We start from the raw sequence: 25,950 nt of genomic DNA on the forward strand, positions 1-25,950 counted from the left end.
TCAGTCCTCTAAGGACCGCGCGTGGATCGCCTCTGAGATTTCGTCGGCGGATTTGAGAGTGCGCACAATAATCGGCACGAACAAAGCGGTCATGTTACGCCCCAGTCCGCGCGCACTTTGTGCCTCGCGCACCTCGTCAAAAATGCCGCGCACCATCGGGATAAACCGCCAGACCAAAGACATCGCCAGTGCGATTTTCGCCTTTGGTACCCAAGCGGGCGCATAGGTCAGCGCGGCCAAGATGCCGTCGATGAATTCGCTGGCTTTGGTGGTGAAGGTCACAAGGCTTGCCGCCATTAAAAGACAGGCAAATCGCGCGACGATATAGGCGGCCATGCCGGGGCCTTCGAGCCAAAGCTGCACAGCGAATATGATCACCAAGACGTAAAATGCCGGGCGCACGGCCATCACCGCGTGAGAGGCTTTCAGCCCGGAGAGGCCATAGCCAAGCGCGACCAAAACCGCGCCAATCGCCAACACGCCCGGATGCGGGATCACAAACAACAGGGTGCAATAGACGAACAACAGCCCCAGTTTCAGCGCCGGAGGCGCGAGGTGCAGCGGGCTTTGCCCTACGACGTAGAGTTCGGTCAGCATGTCGAGCGCGCGATATAGGCCGGGATGACCACGTCGGGCACGCCATCAGCGATGATATGGCCGTCCTCGATGTGGAGGATGCGATCAAAACCCGCCAGCAAATCGAGATCATGCGACACCACCACCGCAGGGTGCGGCAGAGCGTCGAGCACGGACATGAAGCGTAGCTTGTTGCGCAGGTCCAACAGTGTGGTCGGCTCGTCAAACACGATGAGATCGGGACGGGTGATAAGCACGCCCGCCAGCGCCACCATCTGCTTTTCCCCGCCCGACAATTGATGGGTCAGGCGTTCACGCAGATGGGTCAGGGACAGTTCGGTGAGCACGGCGTCGATCCGCGTTTTGATCTCGGGTTTCGACAGTTTGCGCGCCTTCAGCCCAAAGGCGAGATCCTCGTCCACCATCGGGAAAACGATTTGATTGTCGGGGTTTTGAAAGACAAAGCCAACATGTTGACGCAGGTCGGTTTTGTCCTCTCCTTTGTAGCGCACGCGCCCCGAGGTCGGGCGTTCCAAGCCATTGAACAGGCGTAGAAATGTGCTTTTTCCGGAGCCATTGTTGCCGATCACGCCAATACGGTGTTCGGGCAAATCAAGGCTGATCTCCGACAGGATCGTGCGACCCTCTTTGGCAACAGTGACCCTGTCGAACTGCATCATCTGAGTGTCTGATCCAGATTACGCCACACGCGCGCCGATGATCGGATAGCTGCGTTTCACAGTGATCATGACACCCGCCGCAATCACGCATTTGACCAGATCGCCGGGAATAAAGGCGATGGAGCCGCCGATCGCCTTGGCCAAGGGCACGCCTGCGGAGAGGGTGATCCACGGAATACCGATCAGATACATCACAACGATGCCGCCAAAGGCGCAAATGAGGGCGGCGTGGATGAAGGACAAACCGTCCCAAAACCGCTCGGTCAGCCAGCCGATGACAAAAGCGGCGACGACCCAACCGGCCAAAAAGCCCGCGGACGGTCCCAGGAAGACGGCCAGACCGCCGCGCCCGCCCGACAAAAGCGGCAGGCCAATCGCGACCAGAACCAAGAGCAGGATGATCGACAAAGCGCCACGTTTTGCACCTAGAACGCCGCCAGCCAACATCACGCCCAGGGATTGCGCGGTGATCGGCACAGACAGGAGCGGCAAGGTGATCGGCGGAAAGATCCCCGCCACGGCGGTGATGGCGGCGAACAGGGCGATGAATACGATGTCGCGTGTGGTCATGGGGTGGGTCCTCTGTCAGGTGCGTTTTTGGTTTTGGCCGTGTTTTTGGTCGTGTTTTAGGTTGTTTTGCTTGGCGGACGAAACGGAGGTCTCGAGAGCCAAAGGTCTTGGCCCCGAGTGTTACCCGGCTGGGGCAGGCGCGGTAAAGCCTTATTTTATGGGATTTTACTCCAAACCGCTTTAGCAGGTCGGGTTTGCAAAAGGGTATTCAAACCCCGGATGGACCTGCCCGGATTGCAGAGAGATTGCAAAGCAGGGTGCTGTGTGGCCCGGATCAACGGGTCAAACGCCGGACCGAGAGAAAGCTCAATCCGGCCATGATCCCCGCTGTCGCCAGACAAAGGGGCAAGCCCCCCGCCTGATAGGAGAGGCCCGACAAAAGCGTGCCCAAAAGCCGCCCCCCGGCATTGGCCATATAATAAAATCCGACATCCATGGTGACGCGTTCGGCACCGGAAAAGGCGAGGATGAGATAGGAATGGACCGAGGAATTGATCGCGAAGACAAAGCCAAAGAGCAAAAGCCCGGCGACCAAAGAGAGCGTGAGCCAGAGCGTGGGGGCGCCAGCGAGCAGGGCCAAAGCCGCGAGGGCGAAAGGGATCGGTGTCAAAAATCCAGCCCAATGCATGGCGGATCGCGTGGTCTGCGTGACGCTATGAGCGGCGGCGTTGAGCAGTTTCGGAGCAAGGCCTTGCACCGCGCCATAGGCGATGATCCACAGGGCCATAAAGCCACCGACGATAAAAAACGCCTCTCGCCCGCCCTCGGGTGTGCCATCCGAGAGCACATCATGGAAATAGATCGGCAGACCGACGACAAACCACACATCACGCGCGCCAAACAGGAACATCCGCGCCAAGGAGAGTTGGTTGATGCGTCTGTCTTTGGAGAAAACGGCGGAGAATTTCGTACCTTTTTTGCCAATGGGCAAGCCTTTAGGCAAGAACAACACCACGGCGATCAGGATCGCCGCCAAGATCGCCGCCATACCCCAAACGGCGGGTTTGAACCCGACCAGAGCCAACAAGGCCGCGCCGATGAAAAAGCCCAGACCTTTGATCGCGTTTTTCGATCCGGTCAGCACCGCAACCCAGTGAAACAGCGCGCCATCATGTGAGGGTGCCAACAGTTTAACCGCTGATTTCGACGACATTTTCGCTAAATCTTTTGCCACGCCGGAGGCGCCTGAACGGCCATGACATAGACGACAGAGGCGGAGACAGACCATGCCGGATCGAGCCCCGCAAGCGCAATCAGTGCCGCGATTTGGATCGCCAGCCCGGCAAACAAGGTGGCCGCCAAACCAAACCGTGCGGCCAGCCACCCGGCGGTGAGGTTGGTCACAATCCCAGCCACTTCATAGAGTAAAAACAGCCATGCCAATTGGATCGGAGAAAAACCCAACCCATTGAAATGCAACAAAACCAGCATGCGCAGCGCGCCGTCGGAGAGCATGAACGCCCAATAGGAGGCGGTCACCGCCATATAGGCGCGTAAGGGGTTGTGCGCAGGCGTGGTCGGGGTCATCACATGGTCCCCACAACCAAACGCGCGACATCGGCCAAGCGGCAGGCATAGCCCCATTCATTGTCGTACCAGGCATAGATTTTGACCTGTGTGCCGTGAATCACCATGGTCGATTGCGCATCAACAATGCTTGAGCGCGGATCGTTGATATAGTCGCAAGACACCAGCGGGCGGGTCTCATAGCCCAAAATGCCTGCAAGTTCGCCTTCGGATGCGGCTTTGAACAGGGCGTTGACCTCTTCGGCTGTAGTTTCGCGTTCGACCTCAAAGACGCAGTCGGTCAAAGAGGCGTTGAGCAAAGGCACCCGCACCGCATGGCCGTTCAAGCGGCCTTTGAGTTCGGGATAGATTAATGTGATCGCCGTGGCCGAGCCGGTTGTGGTCGGGATCAGGTTCATCATCGCCGAGCGCGCCCGGCGCATGTCTTTGGCGGGACGATCAACGATGGTCTGTGTGTTGGTCACGTCATGGATCGTGGTGATCGACCCATGTTTGATACCGAGGTTTTCGTGGATCACCTTGACCACCGGAGCCAGACAATTGGTGGTACAGGACGCCGCCGTGACCAGATCATGCGTGGCCGGATCGTAGAGGTGATGGTTCACGCCATAGACCAGATTAAGCGCGCCGCCGTCCTTGACCGGGGCAGAGACCACGACTTTTTTCACCCCGGCCGCGTAATAGGGCGCAATCTTGTCAGCGGTTTTGAACACCCCGGTGCAGTCGATCACCAGATCGACGTCGAGTGCGGCCAAAGGCAGGTCTTCGATCCGGGCGTGATGGGTCATCCTCATCTGGGTGCCGTTCACGGTCAGGCTGTCCGCATCATGCGAAATCCGTGCGCCCCAGCGACCATGTACCGAGTCGAACTCCAACAAAAGCGCGTGCTGCTCCGTGTCCCCGGCGAGGTCATTGATCAACACGATATTCTCGCCAAGCCCGCGGTCAAACAGGTCGCGAAGGGCCAGTTTTCCCATCCGGCCAAGGCCATTGAGCGCGATTTTAGGAGCTGAGGTCTGGGTCATGAGAGGGTCCTTTAAGACTCTGAAATTTGGTCGATCTGAGCCTGAAGCGACAGCCGGCTCAGGCCATCAATCCGGCGGTTGTCGTCCAGCGCGACAAAGGCTTTGATCCGATGAAAGAGCTGGCTGTAGGTCTGTGCAAAGGCCAGGGCTTTCTCGGCCTCGGTGCCTGTCACTTTGACCGGGTCAGGCAATCCCCAATGGGCGCTCAACGGCTGGCCAATCCATGGGGCGCACTCTTCGCTTGCGGCCAGGTCGCAGACGGTAAACACGAAATCAAACGCAGGGGTGTCTTCGGTTTGGAATGTGGCAATGTCTTTGGATGTCAGACCCGTGATGTCATGCCCGTTGCGCTCCAAAAGCGCCAGGGTCATCGGGTGGACCGCACCATTGGGGCGGGTTCCGGCCGAATAGGCCACAAATCGGCCTTTGCCCAATGTGTTCAGGATCGATTCGGCCATGATGGAACGCGCGGAATTGCCTGAACACAGGAACAATACGCGGTAAGGGGATGTGTGGGACAAGCTGGCCTCCTGTGGGCAAATTTCGGGACGTCCGCGGCAACAATCGTTGACCAGATAACCGACCAAGCCCTCGCAGGCGGCCAAATCGACCTGATAATACAGCGATCGCCCATCGCGTTTGGCGTGGATCAGCCCGGCCTGCGTCAGATCAGACAGGTAACCGGACAGGGTATTGGCTTTTAGGTCCAGTGCTGCGGCCATTTCGGACGGGCGCACCGGATGTGGCGCAAAGCGCATCAACAGGCGAAACACCGCAAGTCGGCCTTCGTGACCGAGAGCGGCAAAGGCGGTTTGGGCCATGGGTGAGTCGAATGCTATCTTTTCCATAATTCACGAATAGTAGAATTAATAACAAAGCCCAAGTGAAGATTTTGTAACAGTCGTCCTGTTTCGCCCCAAAGGTGAGACACCCCGCCGCAGATTGGCCCCTAGACGGCATCAAAGATTGCGCTGCCTGTCTGAGCATGTCAGCAAAGGCAGATAACAATCAAAAACACCGCTCGGATCACGCGCGCATGACAAAAACGAAAAAAGACAAAACCGTCGCGCCCGAGCGACAGGTACTCGCAGTACTTTTGTCGCGCGAGGCCAAGGGGATCAGAACCGCCTCAAGGCTCACGGCCCTGTCTGCGCTGCTCTGGGTGCCGCAAGCGGCTTTGGTGGCCTCGGTGTTCTCTCGGCTTTTGGTGGGGGCAGGGGGCGTGTCCGTTCTCGTTGGCACGTTGGGCTTTCTGGCCCTCGCCGCGCTGCGCCTTGCGCTCTCATATCTTGCCGAGGGTCTCTTGTTTCGCGCAGGTCAGTCGATTGTGACCCACACCCGCCAAGAGATTTTGGACCGTGAAGCCCAAAGCGTCGGACCCTCTGCCTTTGGCGGTCCCGGCGCGCTGGCCGCGTTGGCTTGTGAAAAACTCGACGCGCTTTTGCCCTATATCACCCGTTACGCCCCGGCGCAGGCGCGAGTCAAAACCGTGCCCTTGGTGATCCTCGCGCTGGCGTTTTGGCATTCATGGGCGGTGGGCGTGGTGCTTTTGATCGCCGGGCCGCTCATTCCGGTGTTCATGGCGCTCGTGGGCTATGCCGCCAAGGAGGCCTCAGAGCGGCACATGTCCGAGATTGGCACGCTCAACGATTTGTTGGTCGATCGGTTGGCAGCCTTGGCGGATATGCGTCTTTTGGGCGCCAGCCCGCGGGTGATCGCGCAATTTGAAATCGCCGCCAATGACCTGCGCGCCCGCACCATGGCCGTGTTGCGCGTGGCCTTCCTGTCCTCGACCGTGCTCGAACTTTTCGCCGCTTTGGGCGTTGCGATGGTGGCGGTCTGGGTCGGGTTTTCGCTTTTGGGCGAACTGTCGTGGGGGACTTACGGCGCAGGGGTGACGCCTTGGGCTGGCATGTTCCTGTTGTTGCTCTCGCCGGATTATTTCCAGCCTTTGCGCGACCTGTCTGCGGCGTGGCATGACAAGGCGGCGGGGTTGGCTGTGGCCAAAGATTTGGCCGCTTGGCAAGAGGCAGACACGACGCCGCTTTTGGGCAAGGGCGCTGCCTCGAAGGCTTTGCCCGGCTCAGCAGAGATCACCCTCGCAGGCGTGTCGGCCCAACGTGGCCGGCGCCTGATCACCTATCCCGATCTCACAATCGCCCCCGGCGCGCGCATCGCGTTGTCCGGCCCGTCCGGGGCGGGGAAAACCACGCTTTTGCGTCTGATCGCCGGGCTTGAACACCCGGCCTCGGGCGAGATCACCGTGGCGGGACAGCCGCTCACCGACGAGAGTGCCGACGCATGGCGCGCCCGTCTTGGCTGGATGCCGCAAGCGCCGATGTTTTTGGGCCGCTCCCTGCGCCACAACATCACGTTTGGCGCGGCTTTGACGCCCAACTTGATCGACACGGCGGCGCTTGCGGACGTGCTCAAAACCCTGCCAAAGGGCGATTTGACCCCGTTGGGTGAGACGGGAGGAGGCTTGTCTGGCGGCGAGGCGCGGCGGGTGATGTTGGCCCGCGCGCTTGCGGCGCAACCGGACGTGGTGCTGGCCGATGAACCCACCGCCGATCTCGACCGCGACACCGCAGATCGCATCACCGAGGGGCTGATGGCACTGGCCGCCCGTGGCGCGACGTTGATTGTCGCCACCCATGATCCGGTGTTTATCGCGCGTATGGATCAGGTCGTTGATATTCAGCCCGAAGATCGCCCCGTTGATGCGGAGGCGGCCCAATGACCGCTTTGTGGCGCATTTTCACCCTCATGGTGCAAGGCGAAACCAAATCGCTGTTGCGGGGCCTGCTACTGTCCGCCCTCGTGCTGATGATGGGCGCGGCCTTGCTGGGCCTGTCGGGGTGGTTCATCACAGCGGCCTCCGCGGCGGGATTGATCGGGGCGGGGGCGGTGTTTGACGTGTTTCGCCCTTCCGCCATGGTGCGGTTTTTGGCGATTGGCCGCACCGCCACGCGCTACGGCGAACGCATTCTCACCCATGACGCCACGTTGCGGGCGCTGACCCGGCTGCGGGTGGCGCTTTTGAGCCGGGTTGCGGCGCGCTCTTATGATTGGCTGATCCGTCTGCGCGGCGCACAAGCACTCAACCGGATCGTTGCCGATGTCGATGCCCTTGATGGCGTGCCTTTGCGGTTGTTTTTGCCGCTGATTGCCGGGGCGGTGACCCAAATCGTGGCCTGTGCGATGATCGCATGGCTGGTTGATCTGCGCGTGGGATTGGCGATTTTCGGGCTGTTCACCATTGGCGGCGCGGCCGTGATGATCTGGGGGATTCGACGGGCGCAAACCCCATCAAAGCGGATGGAAATGGCAGCGCAGGCCTTTCGGTCGCGCCTGATCGATCTGATCAACGGGCGCGAAGATTTGGCGGTTTATGGCCAATTGACCACACAGACTGAGACCACCCGCGCCGCAGAAATGCGGCGTCAAGGGGCTGCCACGGAGACCGATCGTTTGGAGCGTCAGATTGGCGCGGCCCTTATGGCGGTCAGTGCGCTGGCCGCCGCCTCTGCGCTCTGGATTGGTGGGCATTTGGCCGAAATGGGCGAGATTTCCCCCGCTCGCGCCGCCATTGGATTTTTTGCCGCCCTTGCACTGATGGAAACACTTGTGCCTTTGCGCCGCGCCGTCGCCGAGATCGGCCGGATGATCGGCGCGGCACGGCGGGTGTCGGAGCAGCTTGGCCCGGAGGTCGCATCCATCGTGCATCCTGAGCCGGACGGCCCGGCGGATTTGGTTTTTTCTGACGTCAGCTTTGCCCGCAATGCGGGCACGCGTCGGGTGATTGACGGTTTTGATCTGACGGTTGCCCCCGGCGAATGGGTCGCGCTCAAAGGGCCGTCGGGTGTGGGCAAAACCACGGTGCTTTTGCTTGGAGCAGGGGCGCTTGTGCCCTCGGGGGGACAGGTGCGTCTTGGTGTTCATCCCGTCACGCAATGTTCACCCGGCACTGTCACTTTGGTCGGGCAACGCGCGGCGCTTTTGCGGGGCAGTGTTGCGGAGAATTTGCGGATTGTTGCACCAGAGGCCGATGATGATGCGCTTTGGGCGGCGCTTGCGGCGGTGGCTTTGGACGATGTGGTGCGGGCCAAAGGCGGATTGTCGATGCAGCTTGGGCCGCGTGGTGCGGGCCTGTCCGGTGGCGAAGCGCGTCGGCTTGTGTTGGCGCGGGCGGTGTTGCGCAAGCCTTTGGTTTTGCTTTTGGATGAGCCGACCGAAGGGCTGGATCACGCCACGTCCCTGCGGGTTTTGGCCGGGCTTCGGGCGGCTTTGCCGGACACCGGCGTTTTGATGGCGGCGCATCGGGCCGAAGAGCAGGGCGCGTCTGATCGGATTTTGACACTGGGCTAAATTGGGCCCGATGTCACATGAAATTGAGTGTCAATGGCGTGGGCGCGCGCCCATGTCGCGGTCACAAAAAGATATATCTATAATATTGCATTTATTGACATGAGTCAAAGTACCGATCTGTGCCGAGATTTATGCTACGTTTTAAATACATATCTGCGAGATATGTTTCTCGCGCAATAGGAGCATGAGACAATGGAGTTTGGATTGGTCGAGCTGTCGCGTCTGCAATTCGCGATGACAGCCCTGTATCACTTTCTCTTTGTGCCGCTGACGCTTGGTCTGTCGATCATCGTCGCGATTATGGAGACGGTGTATGTGATGACGGGCCGCCCGATTTGGCGGCAGATGACGAAATTCTGGGGCACGCTGTTTGGGATCAACTTTGTCCTTGGCGTCGCCACCGGTATCACGATGGAATTTCAGTTCGGGATGAACTGGTCCTATTATTCCCATTATGTCGGTGACATTTTCGGCGCGCCTTTGGCGATTGAGGGCCTGATGGCCTTCTTTCTTGAGGCCACATTCGTTGGGTTGTTTTTCTTTGGCTGGGACAAGCTGTCGCGCACCGCACACTTGGTGGTCGCGTGGTTGGTCGCCATCGGGTCAAATTTCTCGGCGCTGTGGATTTTGATTGCCAATGGTTGGATGCAAAACCCGGTGGGGGCCGAATTCAATCCCGACACGATGCGCATGGAAATGACCAATTTCTTCGAGGTGGTGTTTAACGAAGTGGCACAGGCCAAATTCGTTCACACCGTCTCGGCAGGCTATGTCACGGCCTCTGTGTTCGTGCTGGGTGTCTCGGCGTGGTATCTCCTGAAGGGCCGCCATACGGAATTGGCCCGCCGCTCGATTGCTGTTGCTTCGGCCTTTGGTTTGGCGGCCGCCTTGTCCGTGGTGGTTTTGGGAGACGAGAGCGGGTACTCCGCCTCGCACACCCAAAAAATGAAACTCGCAGCGATTGAGGCGATGTGGGAAACCCACGATGCTCCGGCGCCTTTCACCCTGATCGGCTTCCCCGATAAGGAAGCGCGCGAAACCCATTATGCCATTGAAATCCCCTATGTGATGGGGCTCATCGGTACGCGGTCACTGACCCAGGAAATCCCTGGCATCGACCAGCTTGTCGCTGAATCAAAAGACAAAGTGCGCTCTGGCATCATCGCCTATGACGCGCTGATGACGATCCGCTCCGAGCGCGATGCGACTCCGCCGGAGGTGCGCGCCACGTTCGAAGCGCATTCCGAGGATCTGGGCTATGCGCTTTTGCTCAAACGCTATGTCGATGATCCGCGCGACGCCACAGAGGCGCAAATCCAACTGGCCGCCGATGACACAGTGCCGGGGGTTTGGCCGATCTTCTGGGCCTTCCGTATCATGGTCGGACTTGGGTTTAGCTTCATCGCGGTCATGGCATTTTTCTTTTACCGGGCTTCGTTCAAAGGCATGCAATTCCCGCGCTGGGCGCTGCGTTTGGGCGTGATCATCATCCCGACCCCGTGGATTGCCGCCGAGCTTGGTTGGTTTGTCGCCGAATTCGGTCGCCAACCCTGGACAGTGGACGGCATTCTGCCCACCGCGCTGTCGGCCTCGAACCTGTCGATCACCGATCTTTTGATCACGCTGACGGGCTTTGTGGTCTTCTATACGGCGCTCTTCATCGTCGAAATGGGTTTGATGCTCAAATACATCAAAAAAGGCCCCTACATGGATGTTGAAGAAACAGACAAATGGATGGAACGCCATTCGCACCGTTTGCGCACCCATGATGGCCAAGGCCCCTTTGCTGAAACCCCTGCGGAGTAAATGATATGATCCTTCACGACTTGATCTCTTTCGACATCCTCCGCGTGATCTGGTGGGCGCTTTTGGGTGTGCTTTTGATCGGCTTTGCCCTGACCGATGGGTTTGATTTGGGCGTGGGTGCATTGCTGCCCTTCGTTGGCAAATCCGACACCGAACGCCGGGTGATCATCAACACCATCGGCCCGATTTGGGAAGGCAACCAAGTGTGGTTCATCTTGGGTGGTGGGGCGATTTTTGCCGCATGGCCGCCGCTTTATGCGGTCTCATTCTCGGGCTTTTATCTTGCGATGTTCCTGGTGCTGGCGGCGCTGATCCTGCGGCCCGTTGGCTTTAAATACCGCTCCAAACGTGAAGGTGCCGCATGGCGGACCACATGGGATTGGGCGTTGTTTGTTGGCGGTGCCGTGCCTGCGCTGATCTTTGGTGTGGCGGTCGGCAACGTGTTGCAAGGTGTACCGTTCTACCTCACCCCCGACATGTTGATGCCGATGTATGAGGGCAATTCGATCATGAAGCTCTTGGGCCTTTTGAACCCCTATGCGCTCTTGGCCGGTGTTGTTTCGCTGTCCATGTTGTTGATGCATGGCTCTGCGTGGCTTGGCCTTAAAACCGAAGGCGTGATTGCCGACCGGGCCCGTCGCATCGGGTCCATTGCCGGGATCGTCGCCGCCCTGTCCTATGCACTCGCGGGGCTTTGGTTGGCTTTCGGCATCGAGGGCTATCAAATCGTGGGTGAAGTGGTCAAAGACGGGCCGTCCAACCCGCTGTTCTCCGAAGTCGTCCGTGGCGGGAGTTGGATGGACGCCTATGCGATCCGGCCCTGGATCGCCGTGGCACCGATCATGGGCTTTGTCGGCATCGCTTTGGCCGTGATGGGGCTGCGCGCAGGCCGTGAAGTGTCCACGCTGTTGTGGTCCAAACTCGCGATCTTTGGCATCATCTCTTCGGTCGGGCTGACCATGTTCCCGTTCATTCTGCCCTCCACCGTCGATCCGTCCAGTTCGCTCACCGTCTGGGACAGCTCCTCCTCGCATCTCACCCTTTTCGTGATGCTGGTCTGTGCCGTGATCTTTATGCCGCTCATCCTTGCCTACACCTCTTGGGTTTACAAAGTCCTCTGGGGCAAAGTGGCCGAAGACGACGTCACCCAAAACTCGCAAAGCTACTGAGAAAGGAAAGACTTATGTGGTATTTCGCTTGGCTCTTAGGCCTCCCGCTCGCCGCCCTTTTCGCTGTGCTCAACGCGATGTGGCTTGAGATGCGCGAAGATGCGCGCCTGATCCGTGAGGCCGACGAAGACACGACCACCTGACCTGCGTCCCGGTCAGGGTCGACCTCCGAGGGCGGATGCCATTCCCCGCCCTCGGGGCCAATTTTCCAACATGGACCGCCCTTCGGGGCGGATTTCTTACACCAAAACAATGCATACATATGCATACGACAATGCGGAGACACCCATGAACACCCGTTCTTCACCTACGTTGGATCGGCCGTTGGATCGGCGCGGATTCTTAGGCCTCGCGATCGGCGCCACGGCCCTTGCCGCAAGCTCTGGCACGGTCCAGGCCGCGCCGCTTAAAACGGCCGCCAAAATCGTCATCATCGGGGCAGGCGCGGGCGGCACCGCCCTTGCCAACCGATTGGTCACCCGGCTTGACGGGGCACAGATCACCCTCATTGATCCGCGCCAAGAGCATCTCTACCAACCGGGTCTGACCTTGGTCGCCGCCGGTCTGAAATCTGCCAGCTATGTCACCTCAAAAACCACCGATTGGTTGCCCAAAGGCGTCACGTTGATCGCGCAAAAAGCCGCCGCCATCGACCCCGTCGCGAAAACCGTATCGACCGAAGGTGGTGACACGCTTGGATACGATTTCCTCGTCGTGGCCCCCGGGCTTGTGCTGGACCACGATGCGATCGAAGGGTTTTCCCTTGATATGGTGGGTGAAAATGGCATCGGCGCTTTGTATGCCGGGCCGCAATATGCCGCCGCCACATGGAAAGCCGCCTCTAAATTTATCGAAGAGGGCGGGCATGGCGTGTTCACCCGTCCGGGCACCGAAATGAAATGCGCCGGCGCGCCTTTGAAACACACGTTTTTGATTGATGATCGCCTGCGTCGTGCGGGACACCGGGGCAAAGCCGAAATCACCTACGCAGCTCATGATGGCGCGTTGTTCGGGGTGCCGATTGTGTCGGAAAAGGTCCGTATGCTCTTTGGTGATCGCACCATTGCGCCGGTTTATCATCACGTTCTGAAATCCCTCGACCCCGGCAGCAAACGCGCCACCTTCACCACCGCAGACGGCACGGATGAGATCGACTATGATTACCTCCATGTCATCCCGCCACAACGCGCGCCTGAGGTGATCCGCCAATCCGGTCTCTCCTGGGTCGACAAATGGACCGATCAAGGCTGGGTCGAATGCGACATGGCCACGCTGCAACACCTGCGTTACCCTGACATTTGGGCCTTGGGCGATGTGGCCGGTGTGCCAAAGGGCAAAACTGCCGCTTCGGTGAAATGGCAAGTGCCGGTGGTTGAGGACCAAATCCTCTCCGCCATCGCGGGTAGGGAACCGACCGAGACCTACAACGGCTATACCTCTTGCCCGATGATCACCAAAATCGGCCGCGCGATGTTGGTGGAATTCGACTACAACAACAACCTCACCCCCTCTTTCCCCGGCATCATCCCCCCGCTCGAAGAGCTGTGGATTTCCTGGTTGATGAAAGAGGTTGCCCTCAAAGCCACCTATAACGCCATGCTGCGTGGCAAAGCGTAAGGAGCGCGTGATATGAAAGATATGACATTCCAAACCCTTCTTGCGGTCTTCGAGGAAATCTTTGGCCGGGGTCTGTTTTGGATCATGGTTATCGCTGCTGTGCTGGTGACCGTCGGCTATGTCTATGTGCTGATCCGGGACCGGTCGGTGAGTTGGCACAAATTTCTTTGGGCGCAACTCTCCATGCCTTTGGGCGCGATTGCGGCCGTCTGGTTCGTGATGGCGATGACCCATTCGGCGCTTTCGGATATTGGCGGGGCCATTGATGTGATCGTGCTGTTGGGGGTGGCCGCTATGGGCGCGGTCGGCATGGCGATTTTGGTCTACACCGTTCAGTCGCTGATCAAAAAGCCGCACAGCGACCCCTCATCCTGACGGCTGCGAGAGCGACCCGAAGGTCAAGCCCCCCATCTCGTGCGGAGTGGGGGGCTTGTTCATAGGCGGCGTCTCTCCCCCGTCCAAAGGGGCTTGCTCTTTACATCAAGGCACCGCTCCTTTAATCGCACAGTGATGGACCGCGTGAACGGAAAAAGGCTTTGAGTACGAGATATGTGCGACACTTCCATCATCATTCCCGCCCGCAATGAGGCCGAAAACATTGAGGCTTTGCTCGATGGCATTGCGCAAGCCTGTGCCTCCATTGGCCCTTGGGAAGTGATTGTCATCGACGACGCCTCTGATGATGGCATGGCCGACATCCTTGCCCGCCGCATGACGCAGATGTCCGAGCTTCGGGTGATCCGTCACGACCGTTCCGGCGGTCAGTCGGCGGGCGTGCATTCCGGTGTGCGCGCCGCGCGGGGCACCTATATTTGTACCCTTGATGGCGATGGTCAAAACCCACCGTCGGAAATCCCCAATATGTTGGCACCTTTCAAGGGGCCGAACAGCGCGAAGATCGGGCTTGTCGCCGGTCAACGCGTGGCGCGGCAAGACACTTGGTCCAAACGCTATGCCTCGAAATTCGCCAATGCGCTGCGGGCGAAACTGCTCAAAGACGGCACCCGTGACACCGGTTGCGGCCTCAAGGCCTTTCGCCGCGATGATTTTTTGGCGCTGCCCTATTTCGATCACATGCACCGCTATTTGCCTGCGCTGTTTGCCCGCGATGGCTGGACCATCGCCCATGTCGACGTGTCCCATGCGGCGCGCGGCGGCGGGCGCTCGCATTATTCCAACTTTCAGCGCGCGCTTGTCGGTGCGATTGATCTGATCGGGGTGGCATGGCTTTTGAAACGCCGCAAAAAAGCCCGGCCCACCGAAGTTACCCGTTCCGAAAATCGAGGCTAACCCTATGCAAATGCTGATGAATATGCTTCATGTCGACAGCGTTGTCGAGCTGTGGTGGGTGGTTTTTGGACTGGCCGCGCAGCTCATGTTCACAGCGCGGTTCTTGTTGCAATGGATCGCCTCAGAGCGCGCCAAAGACAGCGTCATGCCGGTCGCCTTTTGGTATTTTTCCCTGATCGGCGGCGTGATGCTTCTGGCCTATGCGCTCTATCGGCGTGACCCTGTGTTCATTCTGGGGCAGGCCCTCGGCGTCTTTATCTACGCCCGCAACCTTTGGCTGATTTATGCAAAACGACGTGCCCAACCCACCCCGTCTGAATGAGTGGCTTCCAACCGCTCTGATCCTTGTGGTCGTCGCCGTTGGCCTGCGGCTTTTGGCACTTGCCTTTGATCAAACAGACCTGTTCGTGGATGAGGTTCAATATTGGTTTTGGGGCCAAAATCTTGATTTCGGATATTATTCCAAACCGCCTCTGATCGGTTGGGTGATCCGTTTGGTCACCGATCTGGCCGGGTCCGATGCAGCGTTTTGGGTGCGGATGCCCGGCGCGGTGTTGCATGGCATCACGGCTTTGATCTTGGGTGCCTTGGCCGCGCGATTGATCGGACGCGCCGCCGCGCTTTGGACCGTGGCGCTCTATCTCTCGCTGCCCTTTGTCAGCCTCGGTTCGGTGATGATCTCGACCGATACGATCATGGCGCCGTTTTATGCCGCCGCGCTTTTGTTTCTGTTCCGCACCGCCGACACCCGCCGCGCCTCGGATGCGTTGGCGGTCGGCCTGTTCGCCGGGCTGGCCTTTATGGCGAAATATGCCGCCATTTATATTTTGGCGGGGGCCGGGTTGGCGATGATCTTTGTGCCCATGCTGCGTCCCGGTTGGCGCAATCTTGCGGTGATGATCGCAGGCTTTGCCCTGGTGATTTCTCCCAATGTCATGTGGAACCTGTCGCATGATCTGACCACAGTGTCGCACACGATGGACAATGCCGGGTGGGTGCGTCACGGCGCAAAATTCGACCTTGGCTCACTCCTGACGTTCCTTGGTAGCCAGTTCGGAGTCTTTGGCGTGATCCCGATGGCGGCGCTGATCTGGGCATATCTGCGCCCGCGCACTCAGGCCCATCGCGCCCTTGTGCTCTTGTCGATCCCCGCTATTTTTGTCGTTTCTGTTCAGGCGCTTATGGACAAAGCCTACGCCAATTGGGCGATTGCCACTTATTTTGCCGGCACAGTTTTGGTGGTGATGGTCTTACCACGTTGGGGCCGCATTGCCGCCCTTGCGCTCAATGGCATTTTGGCTGTGGCGCTCCCGGTCTTACTCATCCTTGTGCCTTGGCCGATGTCAGGGGACAGGCCGCTTTTGAACCGCTATCTTGGCCGTCATGCCCTTTCCGAGAGCATACTTACCTTGGCCGAGCGTGAGGATCTGCCCGTCGTGACTTCAAATCGAGACATCTTGGCCGATCTGTTTTATACGGGCCGCGATCGTGACGTGGCCCTTTATGCCACGCCCGAAACGGGGCGTCCGTCGAGCTATTATGCGCAAAATTTCGCGTTGCCAGAGGATATAGCCGGTCCTGTCTTGGTGGTGTCCTTAGGCGACATCCCCTGTCCGGGGGACGCTTTGGACGGGTTGGTGCGTGACGGCACATGGTCGACCACTGAGCTGCATGCAACCCGTGTGGACGCCGGGTGTTTGTTTGCCAAATAATCGCTGAGGCTTGGGGCGCTCAGTGCCCGGTTTGTTTCAAAACGACCCCGGCCGTGCGCGCGATCAACGCCACATCCGTGCGCAGGCTCAGGCGTTTGTAATACAGATGATCGTAGCGGACGCGATCGGTGAAACTGGTCTCGCCGCGCCCTGAAATTTGCCAAACACCGGTGATGCCGGGTCGCATTTCAAAATAAGCCCAGCCATTGGCCGCCTCATAGAGCATTTGTTGACTGGTCATAAATGGACGCGGGCCGACAAAACTCATGTCACCTTTGATCACGTTCAAAAGCTGCGGCAACTCATCCAAACTTGTGGCGCGAATGAACCGTCCGACTTTGGTGATCCGGGGATCATGTCGCAATTTCTGATATTTATGCCATTCTTCCGCGATCTCGGGGTCCTCACGGCACAACCGTTCCAAAAGCTCATCGGCGTTCTGACGCATCGAGCGCAGTTTATAAAACTGGAATAATTTTCCGTTTCGGCCAACCCGGCGCTGCATATAAAAGGCAGGCCCGCCGTCGAGACGCACCAAAAAGGCGAGCATCAGGATCACCGGCAAAATGAACGGAGTCATTGTGGCGGCGAGCAGCAAATCAAAAGCGCGCTTGCCACCCTTTCGATACAAAATTCCCGACTGAGGAGGCGCGGGACGGACCCCCTTTGAAAACTGCGAATTTCCTTTTGATAAAATGGACATTTCCGCCCCCCGCGACGTGTACAGTAAACATAATATCAACCGTGCCGATGCACGATTCTTTTCACGGGGATAACAGTCCCGCGACTTAGTATCACGGTTTAATGGCATAAGCGTAGATTTATGTGGCATTTTTATTTTTAAGCCGCAAAAAATTGCCGATTTTCAGACGGTTTTACGCGATCATTGGGAAAATGGCGACAGGGCACAAAGCCCTGAGGGGGCTTGCACTTTGGTGCCTGCCAACCATTATGGGGCGAATTTCCGTGACAAGGGGAGAACTGATAGGGATCGGATGAATACGAGGCCTGAGGTCAGTCTTGCTTGGTGTCGGCTGACACGCGGTTGATACAAATGGGGCTGTGGCGATGACGGAGGACAAATGACCGAGCAGGTGGCACATTGGTTCGGCTTGGGCGCTGCGGAATGGCAGGCCGTGGCCCTGTCTCTCAAAGTGGCCTTTTGGGCGGCGCTTCTCAGCCTGCCTTTGGGGGTATTTGTGGCCTATGCTTTGGCGCGGTGGCGGTTTGCGGGGCGCGAAATTCTCAATGGTTTTGTGCATTTGCCGCTGATTCTACCCCCGGTGGTCACCGGCTATCTGTTGTTGATGACCTTTGGTGCGCGCGCGCCGTTTGGCGCGGCGCTCCAAGAGATCGGGATTGTCTTGGCCTTTCGCTGGAGTGGTGCCGCTTTGGCGGCAGCGATTATGGGCTTTCCTTTGATGGTGCGGGCGATCCGCCTGTCCATTGAGGCGGTTGATCCCAAATTGGAAGAGGCCGCCACCTCGCTCGGAGCCTCACCGATCCGGGTGTTTTGGACCGTGACGTTGCCCTTGGCCTTGCCCGGTGTGCTCGCCGGAGTGGTTTTGGCCTTTGCCAAGGCTTTGGGCGAATTTGGCGCGACGATCACCTTTGTCTCCAACATTCCTGGTCAAACCCGCACGCTGCCCTCGGCCATCTACGCGTTCCTACAAGTGCCCGGCGGTGAAAGCGCGGCCCTCAGATTGGTGATGATTTCGATTGTTTTGGCGATGGGGGCGTTGATCCTGTCTGAGTTTTTGGCCCGGCGTATGGCCAAACGGGGGCGTGGCGCATGAGCATTTCGGTTCAGCTCCGTCACCAGTTTCAGGGGTTTGCCCTTGAGGCGCAATTTGATGTGCCCTCGGGTGTGACGGCACTGTTTGGTCGGTCGGGCTCCGGCAAATCCACGGTGATACGCGCGATTGCCGGGCTGTTTGCCCCGGATGAGGCGCGGGTGGTGATCAATGGCCGGGTGTTGTGCGACACCGGGGCGGGGATTTGCTTGCCGCCGCACAAACGTCGGATCGGCACGATTTTCCAAGATGCCCGGTTGTTTCCGCATCTGTCTGTGCGGCAAAATCTCGACTATGGCCGCCGATTTTCCGCCCGCGATGTGCCCGAGGCTGAGGTGGCACAGATGGTCGAGATGCTGGGCATCGGACATTTGTTAGATCGGCGTCCAGCCGGGTTGTCTGGCGGTGAACAGCAACGGGTCGCCATTGGTCGTGCGCTGCTGTCCGGGCCGGATTTGATCTTGGCCGATGAACCTCTGGCCGCACTTGATGAGGCGCGAAAAGACGAAATTCTCCCATATTTTGAACGGCTTCGCGATGAGGTTTCTATCCCGATCCTCTATGTCAGTCACAGCCCCGCCGAGGTCGCGCGTCTGGCGACAACCGTGGTGGCCTTTGAGGCCGGGCGCGTCACGGGGCAGGGCGGGGCAGTTGAAATCCTTGGCGATCCAAACCTCATGCCCGCAGGTGTGCATGGCGCGGGGGCGCTTATTCCGGCGCGGGTGCAGGCGCATCATGCGGATGGTCTGACCGAACTGTCCGCCGGGGGCGTGCCGTTGTTTTTGCCCACATTGGACGCGGTCCTCGGCGCGCAGGTCCGCCTGAGAATTGCGGCGCAGGATGTGATCTTGTCGCCCGCGCGTCCAAAGGGGCTTTCGGCACTCAATATTATGCCCGGAACCATCGCGCAAATCCGCATGGGCGAGGGGCCGGGGGTCATGGTTTCGCTCGCAACACCTGCGGGTGTGGTTTTGGCGCGGGTGACCAAACGTTCCGCCGCCGCTCTTGACCTAAAACAAGGTATGCCTTGTCACGCTGTGATTAAATCCGTCTCGATTGCGCGTCAAACAGTGGCGCGTGGTGCGGTGCCGCTTGGGGCAGGCGAGGTGAGGGACGGAAAATAGAGTAATCCGTGACAGATTGCTTATTTTCTCCTACTCAAAGACCAAGCTGCGCTTGCACATGGCATATGATTTGCTACATATGCAAAAAATTGAATATTATGTGATGACACTCACAGAACCGAAATGAGGACCTTATGCGCCGCACCCTAATGCTCATCTTACCGCTGATGTCCGGAAGTTTTCTGGCCATTGACCCCGCCTTTGGCGAGACTTTGACTGTGACCCCACAGGCGGTCATCGAATGGAAACCGGTTTATGCCGAGGTTGAAACCCGCGATCGCGTCCCCGCCCGCGCCCGGATTGGCGGAACGATTTCCGCGCTCGATGTGACCGAAGGCGATATGGTTGAGGCTGGTCAACGGGTCGCCATCATCGAAGACACCAAACTGTTGTTCCAAATCGAAGGTATCGACGCCCAGCTCGACGCTTTTGGTTCGCAATTGGATCAGGCTCAGGCCGATCTGGAGCGCGGACAATCCCTCTCGGAACGCGGGGTGATTTCCAACCAAAGCCTGCAAGCCTTGCAAACCAACGTGAATGTGCTCGAAAGTCAGATCACCAGCCTGAAATCCGAACGCCAAGTCGTAGCACGTCAGATCGAAGAAGGCGAAGTGCTGGCGCCCGAGGCGGGTTTGGTGCTCTCCGTGCCGGTGTCCAAAGGCGGCGTCGTGTTTGCCGGTGAAGAGGTCGCAACCATCGGCGCAGGCGGTGCGTTCTTACGTCTTGGTGTCTCCGAACGTTACGCCGATACGCTCAAACAGGGCGACACCATCGAAATCACCGAAGCAGGCACCGCCACATCCGGCACGCTTGCCAAAATCTATCCACTGATTGAGGGCGGTCGGGTGCAAGCCGATGTCGAGGTCGAAGACCTTGAGACCACCTTTGTCGGCCGTCGGGTTCAAGTGCGCTTGCCGGTGGGCAGCCACGACGGGCTTTTGGTCCCTGAAACCGCGCTGACCCAATCTGGTGGGCTTGATTTCGTTTCCGTCGAACTGCCATCCGGCCCCTCGGACCGTGTGGTCGTTCCTGGCAATCGGGTTGAAGCAGACGGCATTGTTTGGGTCGAAATTCTAAGCGGGTTGACCGCTGGCGATGTGGTGGTGACGTCTCATGAATAATCCGCACGGTCCCTCGGGTGCGCTCGGCCTCGCCGGGCGTTTGACCCGTACATTCATTCTCTCCCCGCTCACCCCCTTGTTTCTCTTGGCCTCTTTGGCCGTGGGCATGATCGCGCTGGTGTCTTTGCCACGCGAAGAGGAGCCGCAGATCTCCGTACCCATGGTCGACATTCATGTCGATACCTCTGGGCTTAAGGCGCAGGATGCGCTCAAACTCGTGACCGAGCCGTTGGAGACCATCGTCAAAGGCATTGATCAGGTCGAACATGTCTATTCGGACAGCCGCGATGATCACGTTATGGTCTCTGCGCGCTTCATGGTCGGCGTGTCGTCCGACACAGCCATCCTGCGGGTGCGCGATAAAATCATGGCCAATCTCGACCGTATCCCGGTCGGTATTCCCGAACCCTTGGTCGTGGGCCGGGGCATCAATGACGTGGCGATTGTCGCGCTGACCTTTAGCCCTGCTGAAGGGAATGAAGGCATGATGCCTTCTGATCTCACCCGGATCGTCAAAGAGGTTGAAGTGCGCCTCGCCCGGATCGAAAACGTCGGTCTCACCTATGTGATTGGCGGCACCGAAGAGGCGCTTCGTGTTGCCCCCTCGCCGGAAAAACTGGCGCTTTATGGTATTACCTTACAACAGCTTGCAGGCAAAGTGCAGAGCGCAAACGCCTCATCCCCGGCGGGTTTGCTGCGCGATGGTGGCGACCAAATTGGCCTGATTATCGGCAAAACCCTGACCACGCCGGAAGAAATCGGCAACCTCGAACTCACCGCCCGCGATGGCCGCACGGTCTATGTCCGCGATGTGGCTGATGTTGGGTTTGTCTCCGATCTGGACGAAAAACATGTGGCGACCCTGACGCGCGCGGGGGTCGACAGCGGGGTCGAAGGCGGCCATGCCGCGATCGACATGAGCGCCGAGATCGTCCGCCGCCCCGCCGTGACCTTGGCCATTGCCAAGCGCGCGGGGGCCAATGCGGTGACTGTGGCCGAAGAGGTTTTGGCCCGTGTGTCCGAGATGGAAGGCAGCATCATTCCCGACAGCGTCAGCATCGAAGTGACCCGCGATTACGGCGAAACCGCCAATGAAAAAGCCAATGAATTGCTGTTTCACCTGGGGCTTGCGACCGTCTCCATCGTTATTTTGGTGTTGATCGCCATCGGTTGGCGCGAGGCCGTTGTGGTCGCCATCGTGATCCCGGTCACCATCCTTTTGACCCTCTTTGCCGCCTATATCATGGGCTATACGCTCAACCGGGTGTCGCTGTTTGCGCTGATTTTCTCCATCGGGATTTTGGTCGATGACGCCATTGTGGTGATCGAAAACATCGCCCGTCATTGGGGCATGAAAAAGCCGGGTCAGAACCGGTTTGGCGCCGCGGTTGCCGCCGTGGCTGAGGTTGGAAATCCGACCATCGTGGCCACGTTGACGGTGGTCGTGGCGCTGTTGCCGATGCTCTTTGTCTCGGGGTTGATGGGGCCATATATGTCCCCGATCCCGGCCAATGCCTCGGCTGCGATGATCTTTTCCTTTTTCGTGGCGGTGATGATCACGCCTTGGTTGATGTTGAAAATCGCAGGACGCGCGGATCTTCATCACGACGAAGAGGGCGCGTTTCCCGGTGGCACATTGGGCAAGTTTTACGCCTCCATTGCGCGGCCCGTTTTGGCGTCGAAAAAAGTCGCTTGGATGTTTTTGTTGGCAGTGATCGTGCTGTCTTTTGGCTCGCTCGGCGCGCTGTATACCAAAGACGTCACGGTCAAATTGCTGCCCTTTGACAACAAATCCGAACTGGCCATCATGGTCGATTTGCCGGAAGGCGCATCTGTCGAGGCCACGGATGCGATTGTCCAACAGGCGGCGCGCCTCGCCATGGGCCTGCCTGAAGTGATGTCGGCCCAGACCCATGCGGGCACCTCCGCCCCCTTCAACTTCAACGGTCTCGTGCGGCATTACTATTTGCGCGAAAACCCGGAAATGGGCGAGGTGCAACTCAAACTTTTGCCGAAAACCGAACGTGACCGGACCTCGCATGATATCGCGCTCGAACTGCGGGAAATAATCCTTGAGGGTATCACTGTACCGCCTGGCACCGCGATGAAAGTGGTCGAACCTCCGCCTGGACCGCCGGTGATTTCGACGCTTCTGGCCGAAATCTATGGCCCCGATGGCGAAACCCGGCGTGCAGTTGCAGGCAAGGTGCGCGACGCCTTTGAAGATGTCGATTTCATCGTCGATACCGATGATAATTTCGGGGTTCAGGCACGGCGCATCCGGGCCGAAATGCAGCCGTCTGATTTGAACTTTTATCAGGTCAATGAAACCGATGCCGCGCAGACGCTTCAACTTTTGAACAGTTATACCACGGTGGGCTATTCGCACCGGGGCGAAGGCCGCCGCCCGATCCCGATTGTAATCGGACGTGATCGTGCGGATCGGGTTTTGGATGCCGAAACACTGTCCACCCCGGTGCCAGCCAATGCATTGCCCGGTGGGCGTGGCGTGGTGGAGCTGGGCGATGTGGTTCAAATCACCGAGGAACAAACTTCCTTTCCGATTTTCCGTCACAATGGCTACGATGTGGTGATGGTTCAGGCCGAACTCGCCGGTGAATATGAAGCGCCGCTTTATGGCATGATGGCTGTTGCGGATAAGTTGGATGCGATGGACTGGCCGGAGGGGACGAAGCCTGAGATTTCGCTGCATGGTCAACCGTCGCAAACCGAGCATCCGACCTTGTTGTGGGATGGCGAGTGGGAGGTGACTTGGATCACCTTCCGCGACATGGGGGCGGCGTTCGGTGTGGCGCTTTTGGGGATTTACATCCTCGTGGTGGCTCAGTTTGGCTCGTTCCGCTTGCCCTTGGTGATCCTGACGCCGGTGCCATTGACCTTTTTGGGGATCATGATCGGGCACTGGTCGTTTGGGGCGCCGTTTTCGGCCACGTCGATGATTGGCTTCATCGCTTTGGCGGGGATCATTGTGCGAAACTCGATCCTCTTGGTCGATTTCATTCGCAACGCCGATGATCAAGGCAATGTGACGCTTGAAATTCTCATCGAAGCAGGGGCCACGCGGTTCAAGCCGATCCTGTTGACCGCGATTGCCGCGATGATTGGGGCGGCGGTGATTTTGGTGGACCCGATCTTCCAAGGTCTGGCGATTTCGCTCTTGTTTGGGCTGTTGTCTTCGACGGCACTGACCGTGCTGGTTATCCCAGCCATCTATCGCATTTTCAAAATGTGATGGGCGGAACCAGCCCTGCGCGAGGTCACATGGTTCTCAATCAGGAATAGGAAATAAAGAGGGGGCGTAATACGCCCCCTCTTTTGCCTGATACCACGAACGATGTCAGCCTTATGAGCCTCGCCGGAACTGTCCGTGAAACGCGCTACGCGCTACGGGACAACCCAACCTCAAATGGTTTGACACTTGCACTGCTCTGAGTGTCTTGCACCGAGAAAAAGCTGACGTCTTGTTCCATCGCGGCAATGTTGTTTTGCAAGCTGACTGTTGCGGCGTTGGTTTCTTCCGACATGGCGGCGTTTTGTTGTGTGGTTTGGTCAAGCTGGTTGATTGCCGAGCTTAATTCGCCAAGGCCGGTGGCCTGTTCCGTTGTTGAGGTTGCGACCTGCTCGATCCCGTGATTGATTTTCTCGACGGCTTCACGAATACGGCCAAGGGCGGCCCCGGCTTCGCGGACCAAATCAACGCCATTCGCGACCTGACGGTTCGATGTGTCAATGAGCGTTGCGATTTCACGCGCGGCATCTGACGACCTCTGCGCCAAGGCGCGAACTTCCGAGGCAACCACGGCAAAGCCACGCCCCGCATCGCCTGCACGCGCAGCTTCCACACCGGCATTTAGAGCCAAAAGATTGGTTTGAAACGCGATGTCGTCGATGACGGAGGTGATCGAAGCGACTTGTTTCGACGAGTTTTCAATCTCGTCCATTGCATTCACAGCGCGATCCACGACATCGCCGGCTTGGACTGTGTAACCCTGTGCTTCTTTGGATTGACTCTGGACCGTACCGGCAGTGTTTGCCACGCCTGTGACAGAGGCCACCAACTCGTCGAGGGCCGAGGCACTTTCTTCGAGGGTTGCCGCCTGGGCTTCCGTGCGTCGGGCAAGATCATCCGTGGCATGGCCGATGGCGTCGGATTCTGCTTTGATGATTTGCGTGCTGTCAGCCACGCTGCCAATCGTGTGATTGAGTTTCGAGAGGGCAATGTTGAAATTTTTTCGAATGTCATCGAATTCACCCAGATCGGCGTCGAGTTGTACCGCCAGGTTGCCATGTGCCAAGGCATCAAGACCTGCCATGAGGGTTTCAGCGGTGCGGCGGTAGATGGTTGTGTCGACGGCAAATTTGACGACTTTCACAACTTGTCCCGCCGCATTGCGGATCGGATTGTAGCTGGCTTTGATGGTGATGCGTTGGCCGTTTTTGCCAAGACGCGCGTATTCGTCACTGAGCGCTTCGCCCGATCTCAGACGCGCCCAGAATTGTGCATAGTCAGAAGACGCCGCATAGGCCGGGTCGATGAAGAGTCTGTGGTGTTTGCCAATGATTTCGGATTCGTCATAGCCCATGACGTGACAAAAGTTGTCATTGGCGCGGCGGATTGTGCCATCTGGATTGAATTCGATCACGGCCTGAACCTTTTGGATGGCGTCGATTTGACCGCGTGCATCCGCTTCCATGTTTTTGGCTGTTGTGATGTCAAAAGCGTATTTCACCACCTTAAAAGGGCGCCCTTCAGGGTCGATCAGGGTTTCATAGGTGCTTTCAAGCCAGACCACCGAGCCGTCTTTCGCAATGCGTTTCACCGGCCCCTTTTCGGAGGCGCCTTGTCCGAGGCGGGTCCAGAAGTCACGATAGGCCTGAGTATTGACCTCATCCTTTGGCATGAAAATGCTGTGGTGTTGACCCTTCAATTCCTCCATGGAATAGCCGGTCGCAGAGAGAAAATGATCATTCGCGATGAGGATATTGCCCTGAAGGTCAAATTCGATCACCGCCATCGAGCGCTTGATCGCATCCTCTTTGGATCGGTTGTCACGGCGGCGCAGATGCATTTCAGAAATTTCGCGGGCAATGATCGCAATATAAGCAACGGCCCCCTGATCATCTTTGATCGGAACATAGGTGGTATCAAGCCAAACCTCTTCGCCCGAGGCATTGAGGCGCGGCATGATTTGATTGTGCGGCTCACCTTTGGCGAGTTCCGCCCAAAGTGCGGCACATTCGGTGTGATCTTTGTTGCGGACAAGGGTTTTATAGGGGATGCCGACAATCGACGTCTCATCAAATCCCATGCGACGACAGAACTGTGCGTTGGCGGAGAGGATGAATCCGTCTGGCGTACAGTTGAGCATAAAATGGGTTTTGTCGACGGCGGTCAAAAGGGCCGCATCCGTCGGACGAGAGAGTGTCGTAGATTTTGTGCGTTTAAACTTACTGAACATTTGAGCCCTATGCCGTCACTTTATGGCGGGAGTTCGCCACGATCTGACAGCACAGTATCGGCAATCCCTTAAGGAGGGGTTTAAGGCGCCCA

At 58.2% G+C, this 25,950-nt stretch carries 21 protein-coding genes and 1 pseudogene; 14 read left to right on the forward strand and 8 right to left on the reverse strand.

What is annotated here, in order from left to right:
• The 6 genes and pseudogenes from C8029_RS13450 to C8029_RS13475 all read right to left on the reverse strand — a co-directional run bounded on the left by C8029_RS13450 (position 1) and on the right by C8029_RS13475 (position 5,199).
• The gene (locus tag C8029_RS13450; RefSeq protein WP_009572924.1) at positions 1–597 is read right to left on the reverse strand and encodes an energy-coupling factor transporter transmembrane component T family protein; all 597 of its coding nucleotides are present in this window, start codon (positions 595–597) and stop codon (positions 1–3) included.
• Positions 591–1,256: an energy-coupling factor ABC transporter ATP-binding protein gene (locus C8029_RS13455; protein WP_009572923.1), complete on the reverse strand. Its 666-nt coding sequence runs from the start codon at positions 1,254–1,256 to the stop codon at positions 591–593. Before C8029_RS13455 ends, C8029_RS13450 begins: the two co-directional genes overlap by 7 nt.
• An 18-nt stretch (positions 1,257–1,274) precedes the next feature.
• Complete coding sequence (locus tag C8029_RS13460) at positions 1,275–1,826, reverse strand: biotin transporter BioY (RefSeq protein WP_009572922.1); 552 nt, start codon at positions 1,824–1,826, stop codon at positions 1,275–1,277.
• A gap of 274 nt (positions 1,827–2,100) precedes the next feature.
• Positions 2,101–3,353, reverse strand: a pseudogene (arsJ, locus tag C8029_RS13465) (organoarsenical effux MFS transporter ArsJ).
• Complete coding sequence (locus tag C8029_RS13470; protein ID WP_009572920.1) at positions 3,353–4,378, reverse strand: ArsJ-associated glyceraldehyde-3-phosphate dehydrogenase; 1,026 nt, start codon at positions 4,376–4,378, stop codon at positions 3,353–3,355. Before C8029_RS13470 ends, arsJ begins: the two are co-directional and overlap by 1 nt.
• Before the next feature lie 11 nt (positions 4,379–4,389).
• A complete protein-coding gene (locus C8029_RS13475; RefSeq protein ID WP_009572919.1) occupies positions 4,390–5,199 on the reverse strand; it encodes an arsenate reductase/protein-tyrosine-phosphatase family protein in 810 nt (269 codons plus the stop codon).
• A gap of 215 nt (positions 5,200–5,414) precedes the next feature.
• On the opposite strand from C8029_RS13475, the gene cydD reads away from it, so the two are divergent.
• The 10 genes from cydD (at position 5,415) to C8029_RS13525 (ending at position 16,340) form a co-directional block, all read left to right on the forward strand.
• Positions 5,415–7,118: a thiol reductant ABC exporter subunit CydD gene (gene cydD / locus C8029_RS13480; RefSeq protein ID WP_100220129.1), complete on the forward strand. Its 1,704-nt coding sequence runs from the start codon at positions 5,415–5,417 to the stop codon at positions 7,116–7,118.
• The gene (cydC, locus tag C8029_RS13485) at positions 7,115–8,746 is read left to right on the forward strand and encodes a thiol reductant ABC exporter subunit CydC (protein WP_152003084.1); all 1,632 of its coding nucleotides are present in this window, start codon (positions 7,115–7,117) and stop codon (positions 8,744–8,746) included. Before cydD ends, cydC begins: the two co-directional genes overlap by 4 nt.
• Positions 8,747–8,938: 192 nt before the next feature.
• On the forward strand, positions 8,939–10,552 hold the full coding sequence (locus C8029_RS13490) for a cytochrome ubiquinol oxidase subunit I (RefSeq protein WP_152003085.1): 1,614 nt from the start codon (positions 8,939–8,941) through the stop codon (positions 10,550–10,552).
• A gap of 5 nt (positions 10,553–10,557) precedes the next feature.
• On the forward strand, positions 10,558–11,721 hold the full coding sequence (gene cydB, locus C8029_RS13495; protein ID WP_152003086.1) for a cytochrome d ubiquinol oxidase subunit II: 1,164 nt from the start codon (positions 10,558–10,560) through the stop codon (positions 11,719–11,721).
• A gap of 14 nt (positions 11,722–11,735) precedes the next feature.
• Positions 11,736–11,864 (forward strand): cytochrome bd-I oxidase subunit CydX, encoded by a 129-nt coding sequence (cydX, locus tag C8029_RS13500; protein ID WP_009572914.1) that lies wholly within the window; start codon positions 11,736–11,738, stop codon positions 11,862–11,864.
• A gap of 145 nt (positions 11,865–12,009) precedes the next feature.
• Positions 12,010–13,338, forward strand: coding sequence for an NAD(P)/FAD-dependent oxidoreductase (locus C8029_RS13505; RefSeq protein ID WP_152003087.1), 1,329 nt, complete (start codon positions 12,010–12,012; stop codon positions 13,336–13,338).
• Positions 13,339–13,350: 12 nt separating this feature from the next.
• Positions 13,351–13,713, forward strand: a complete 363-nt coding sequence (locus C8029_RS13510) for a DUF5368 domain-containing protein (protein ID WP_152003088.1) — start codon at positions 13,351–13,353, stop codon at positions 13,711–13,713.
• A gap of 174 nt (positions 13,714–13,887) precedes the next feature.
• Positions 13,888–14,628 (forward strand): glycosyltransferase family 2 protein, encoded by a 741-nt coding sequence (locus C8029_RS13515; protein ID WP_152003089.1) that lies wholly within the window; start codon positions 13,888–13,890, stop codon positions 14,626–14,628.
• A 16-nt stretch (positions 14,629–14,644) separates the two neighbouring features.
• Positions 14,645–14,950 (forward strand): lipid-A-disaccharide synthase N-terminal domain-containing protein, encoded by a 306-nt coding sequence (locus tag C8029_RS13520; RefSeq protein ID WP_226946334.1) that lies wholly within the window; start codon positions 14,645–14,647, stop codon positions 14,948–14,950.
• Entirely contained in the window at positions 14,925–16,340 is a 1,416-nt protein-coding gene (locus C8029_RS13525) for an ArnT family glycosyltransferase (RefSeq protein ID WP_193217651.1), read from the forward strand. The genes C8029_RS13520 and C8029_RS13525 overlap by 26 nt, the downstream gene beginning before the upstream one ends.
• 19 nt (positions 16,341–16,359) lie before the next feature.
• On the opposite strand, the gene C8029_RS13530 is transcribed toward C8029_RS13525, so the two are convergent.
• Positions 16,360–17,043 (reverse strand): sugar transferase, encoded by a 684-nt coding sequence (locus C8029_RS13530; RefSeq protein WP_081583732.1) that lies wholly within the window; start codon positions 17,041–17,043, stop codon positions 16,360–16,362.
• A gap of 379 nt (positions 17,044–17,422) precedes the next feature.
• On the opposite strand from C8029_RS13530, the gene modB reads away from it, so the two are divergent.
• From modB to C8029_RS13550, 4 genes are all read left to right on the forward strand, one after another.
• Positions 17,423–18,136, forward strand: coding sequence for a molybdate ABC transporter permease subunit (modB, locus tag C8029_RS13535; protein WP_009572907.1), 714 nt, complete (start codon positions 17,423–17,425; stop codon positions 18,134–18,136).
• Positions 18,133–19,257, forward strand: coding sequence for a molybdenum ABC transporter ATP-binding protein (modC, locus tag C8029_RS13540; RefSeq protein WP_009572906.1), 1,125 nt, complete (start codon positions 18,133–18,135; stop codon positions 19,255–19,257). Before modB ends, modC begins: the two co-directional genes overlap by 4 nt.
• A 134-nt stretch (positions 19,258–19,391) precedes the next feature.
• On the forward strand, positions 19,392–20,378 hold the full coding sequence (locus tag C8029_RS13545; RefSeq protein ID WP_009572905.1) for an efflux RND transporter periplasmic adaptor subunit: 987 nt from the start codon (positions 19,392–19,394) through the stop codon (positions 20,376–20,378).
• On the forward strand, positions 20,371–23,631 hold the full coding sequence (locus C8029_RS13550) for an efflux RND transporter permease subunit (RefSeq protein WP_009572904.1): 3,261 nt from the start codon (positions 20,371–20,373) through the stop codon (positions 23,629–23,631). Before C8029_RS13545 ends, C8029_RS13550 begins: the two co-directional genes overlap by 8 nt.
• Positions 23,632–23,776: 145 nt before the next feature.
• Here C8029_RS13550 and C8029_RS13555 read toward each other — a convergent pair whose 3' ends face one another.
• On the reverse strand, positions 23,777–25,858 hold the full coding sequence (locus C8029_RS13555) for a methyl-accepting chemotaxis protein (RefSeq protein WP_152003091.1): 2,082 nt from the start codon (positions 25,856–25,858) through the stop codon (positions 23,777–23,779).
• Positions 25,859–25,950 lie beyond the last annotated feature (92 nt).

Origin of the sequence: Roseobacter sp. TSBP12 (assembly GCF_009129705.1) — a bacterium.
Taxonomy (GTDB): Bacteria; Pseudomonadota; Alphaproteobacteria; order Rhodobacterales; family Rhodobacteraceae; genus Celeribacter; species Celeribacter baekdonensis_A.

What these genes read in the sequence shown, in the direction of transcription:
- C8029_RS13450 (WP_009572924.1), bottom strand. Translation starts at nt 597, where the DNA reads ATGCTGACCGAACTCTACGTCGTAGGGCAAAGCCCGCTGCACCTCGCG.
- C8029_RS13455 (WP_009572923.1), bottom strand. Translation starts at nt 1,256, where the DNA reads ATGATGCAGTTCGACAGGGTCACTGTTGCCAAAGAGGGTCGCACGATC.
- C8029_RS13460 (WP_009572922.1), bottom strand. Translation starts at nt 1,826, where the DNA reads ATGACCACACGCGACATCGTATTCATCGCCCTGTTCGCCGCCATCACC.
- C8029_RS13470 (WP_009572920.1), bottom strand. Translation starts at nt 4,378, where the DNA reads ATGACCCAGACCTCAGCTCCTAAAATCGCGCTCAATGGCCTTGGCCGG.
- C8029_RS13475 (WP_009572919.1), bottom strand. Translation starts at nt 5,199, where the DNA reads ATGGCCCAAACCGCCTTTGCCGCTCTCGGTCACGAAGGCCGACTTGCG.
- cydD (WP_100220129.1), top strand. Translation starts at nt 5,415, where the DNA reads ATGACAAAAACGAAAAAAGACAAAACCGTCGCGCCCGAGCGACAGGTA.
- cydC (WP_152003084.1), top strand. Translation starts at nt 7,115, where the DNA reads ATGACCGCTTTGTGGCGCATTTTCACCCTCATGGTGCAAGGCGAAACC.
- C8029_RS13490 (WP_152003085.1), top strand. Translation starts at nt 8,939, where the DNA reads ATGGAGTTTGGATTGGTCGAGCTGTCGCGTCTGCAATTCGCGATGACA.
- cydB (WP_152003086.1), top strand. Translation starts at nt 10,558, where the DNA reads ATGATCCTTCACGACTTGATCTCTTTCGACATCCTCCGCGTGATCTGG.
- cydX (WP_009572914.1), top strand. Translation starts at nt 11,736, where the DNA reads ATGTGGTATTTCGCTTGGCTCTTAGGCCTCCCGCTCGCCGCCCTTTTC.
- C8029_RS13505 (WP_152003087.1), top strand. Translation starts at nt 12,010, where the DNA reads ATGAACACCCGTTCTTCACCTACGTTGGATCGGCCGTTGGATCGGCGC.
- C8029_RS13510 (WP_152003088.1), top strand. Translation starts at nt 13,351, where the DNA reads ATGAAAGATATGACATTCCAAACCCTTCTTGCGGTCTTCGAGGAAATC.
- C8029_RS13515 (WP_152003089.1), top strand. Translation starts at nt 13,888, where the DNA reads ATGTGCGACACTTCCATCATCATTCCCGCCCGCAATGAGGCCGAAAAC.
- C8029_RS13520 (WP_226946334.1), top strand. Translation starts at nt 14,645, where the DNA reads ATGAATATGCTTCATGTCGACAGCGTTGTCGAGCTGTGGTGGGTGGTT.
- C8029_RS13530 (WP_081583732.1), bottom strand. Translation starts at nt 17,043, where the DNA reads ATGTCCATTTTATCAAAAGGAAATTCGCAGTTTTCAAAGGGGGTCCGT.
- modB (WP_009572907.1), top strand. Translation starts at nt 17,423, where the DNA reads ATGACCGAGCAGGTGGCACATTGGTTCGGCTTGGGCGCTGCGGAATGG.
- modC (WP_009572906.1), top strand. Translation starts at nt 18,133, where the DNA reads ATGAGCATTTCGGTTCAGCTCCGTCACCAGTTTCAGGGGTTTGCCCTT.
- C8029_RS13545 (WP_009572905.1), top strand. Translation starts at nt 19,392, where the DNA reads ATGCGCCGCACCCTAATGCTCATCTTACCGCTGATGTCCGGAAGTTTT.
- C8029_RS13550 (WP_009572904.1), top strand. Translation starts at nt 20,371, where the DNA reads ATGAATAATCCGCACGGTCCCTCGGGTGCGCTCGGCCTCGCCGGGCGT.
- C8029_RS13555 (WP_152003091.1), bottom strand. Translation starts at nt 25,858, where the DNA reads ATGTTCAGTAAGTTTAAACGCACAAAATCTACGACACTCTCTCGTCCG.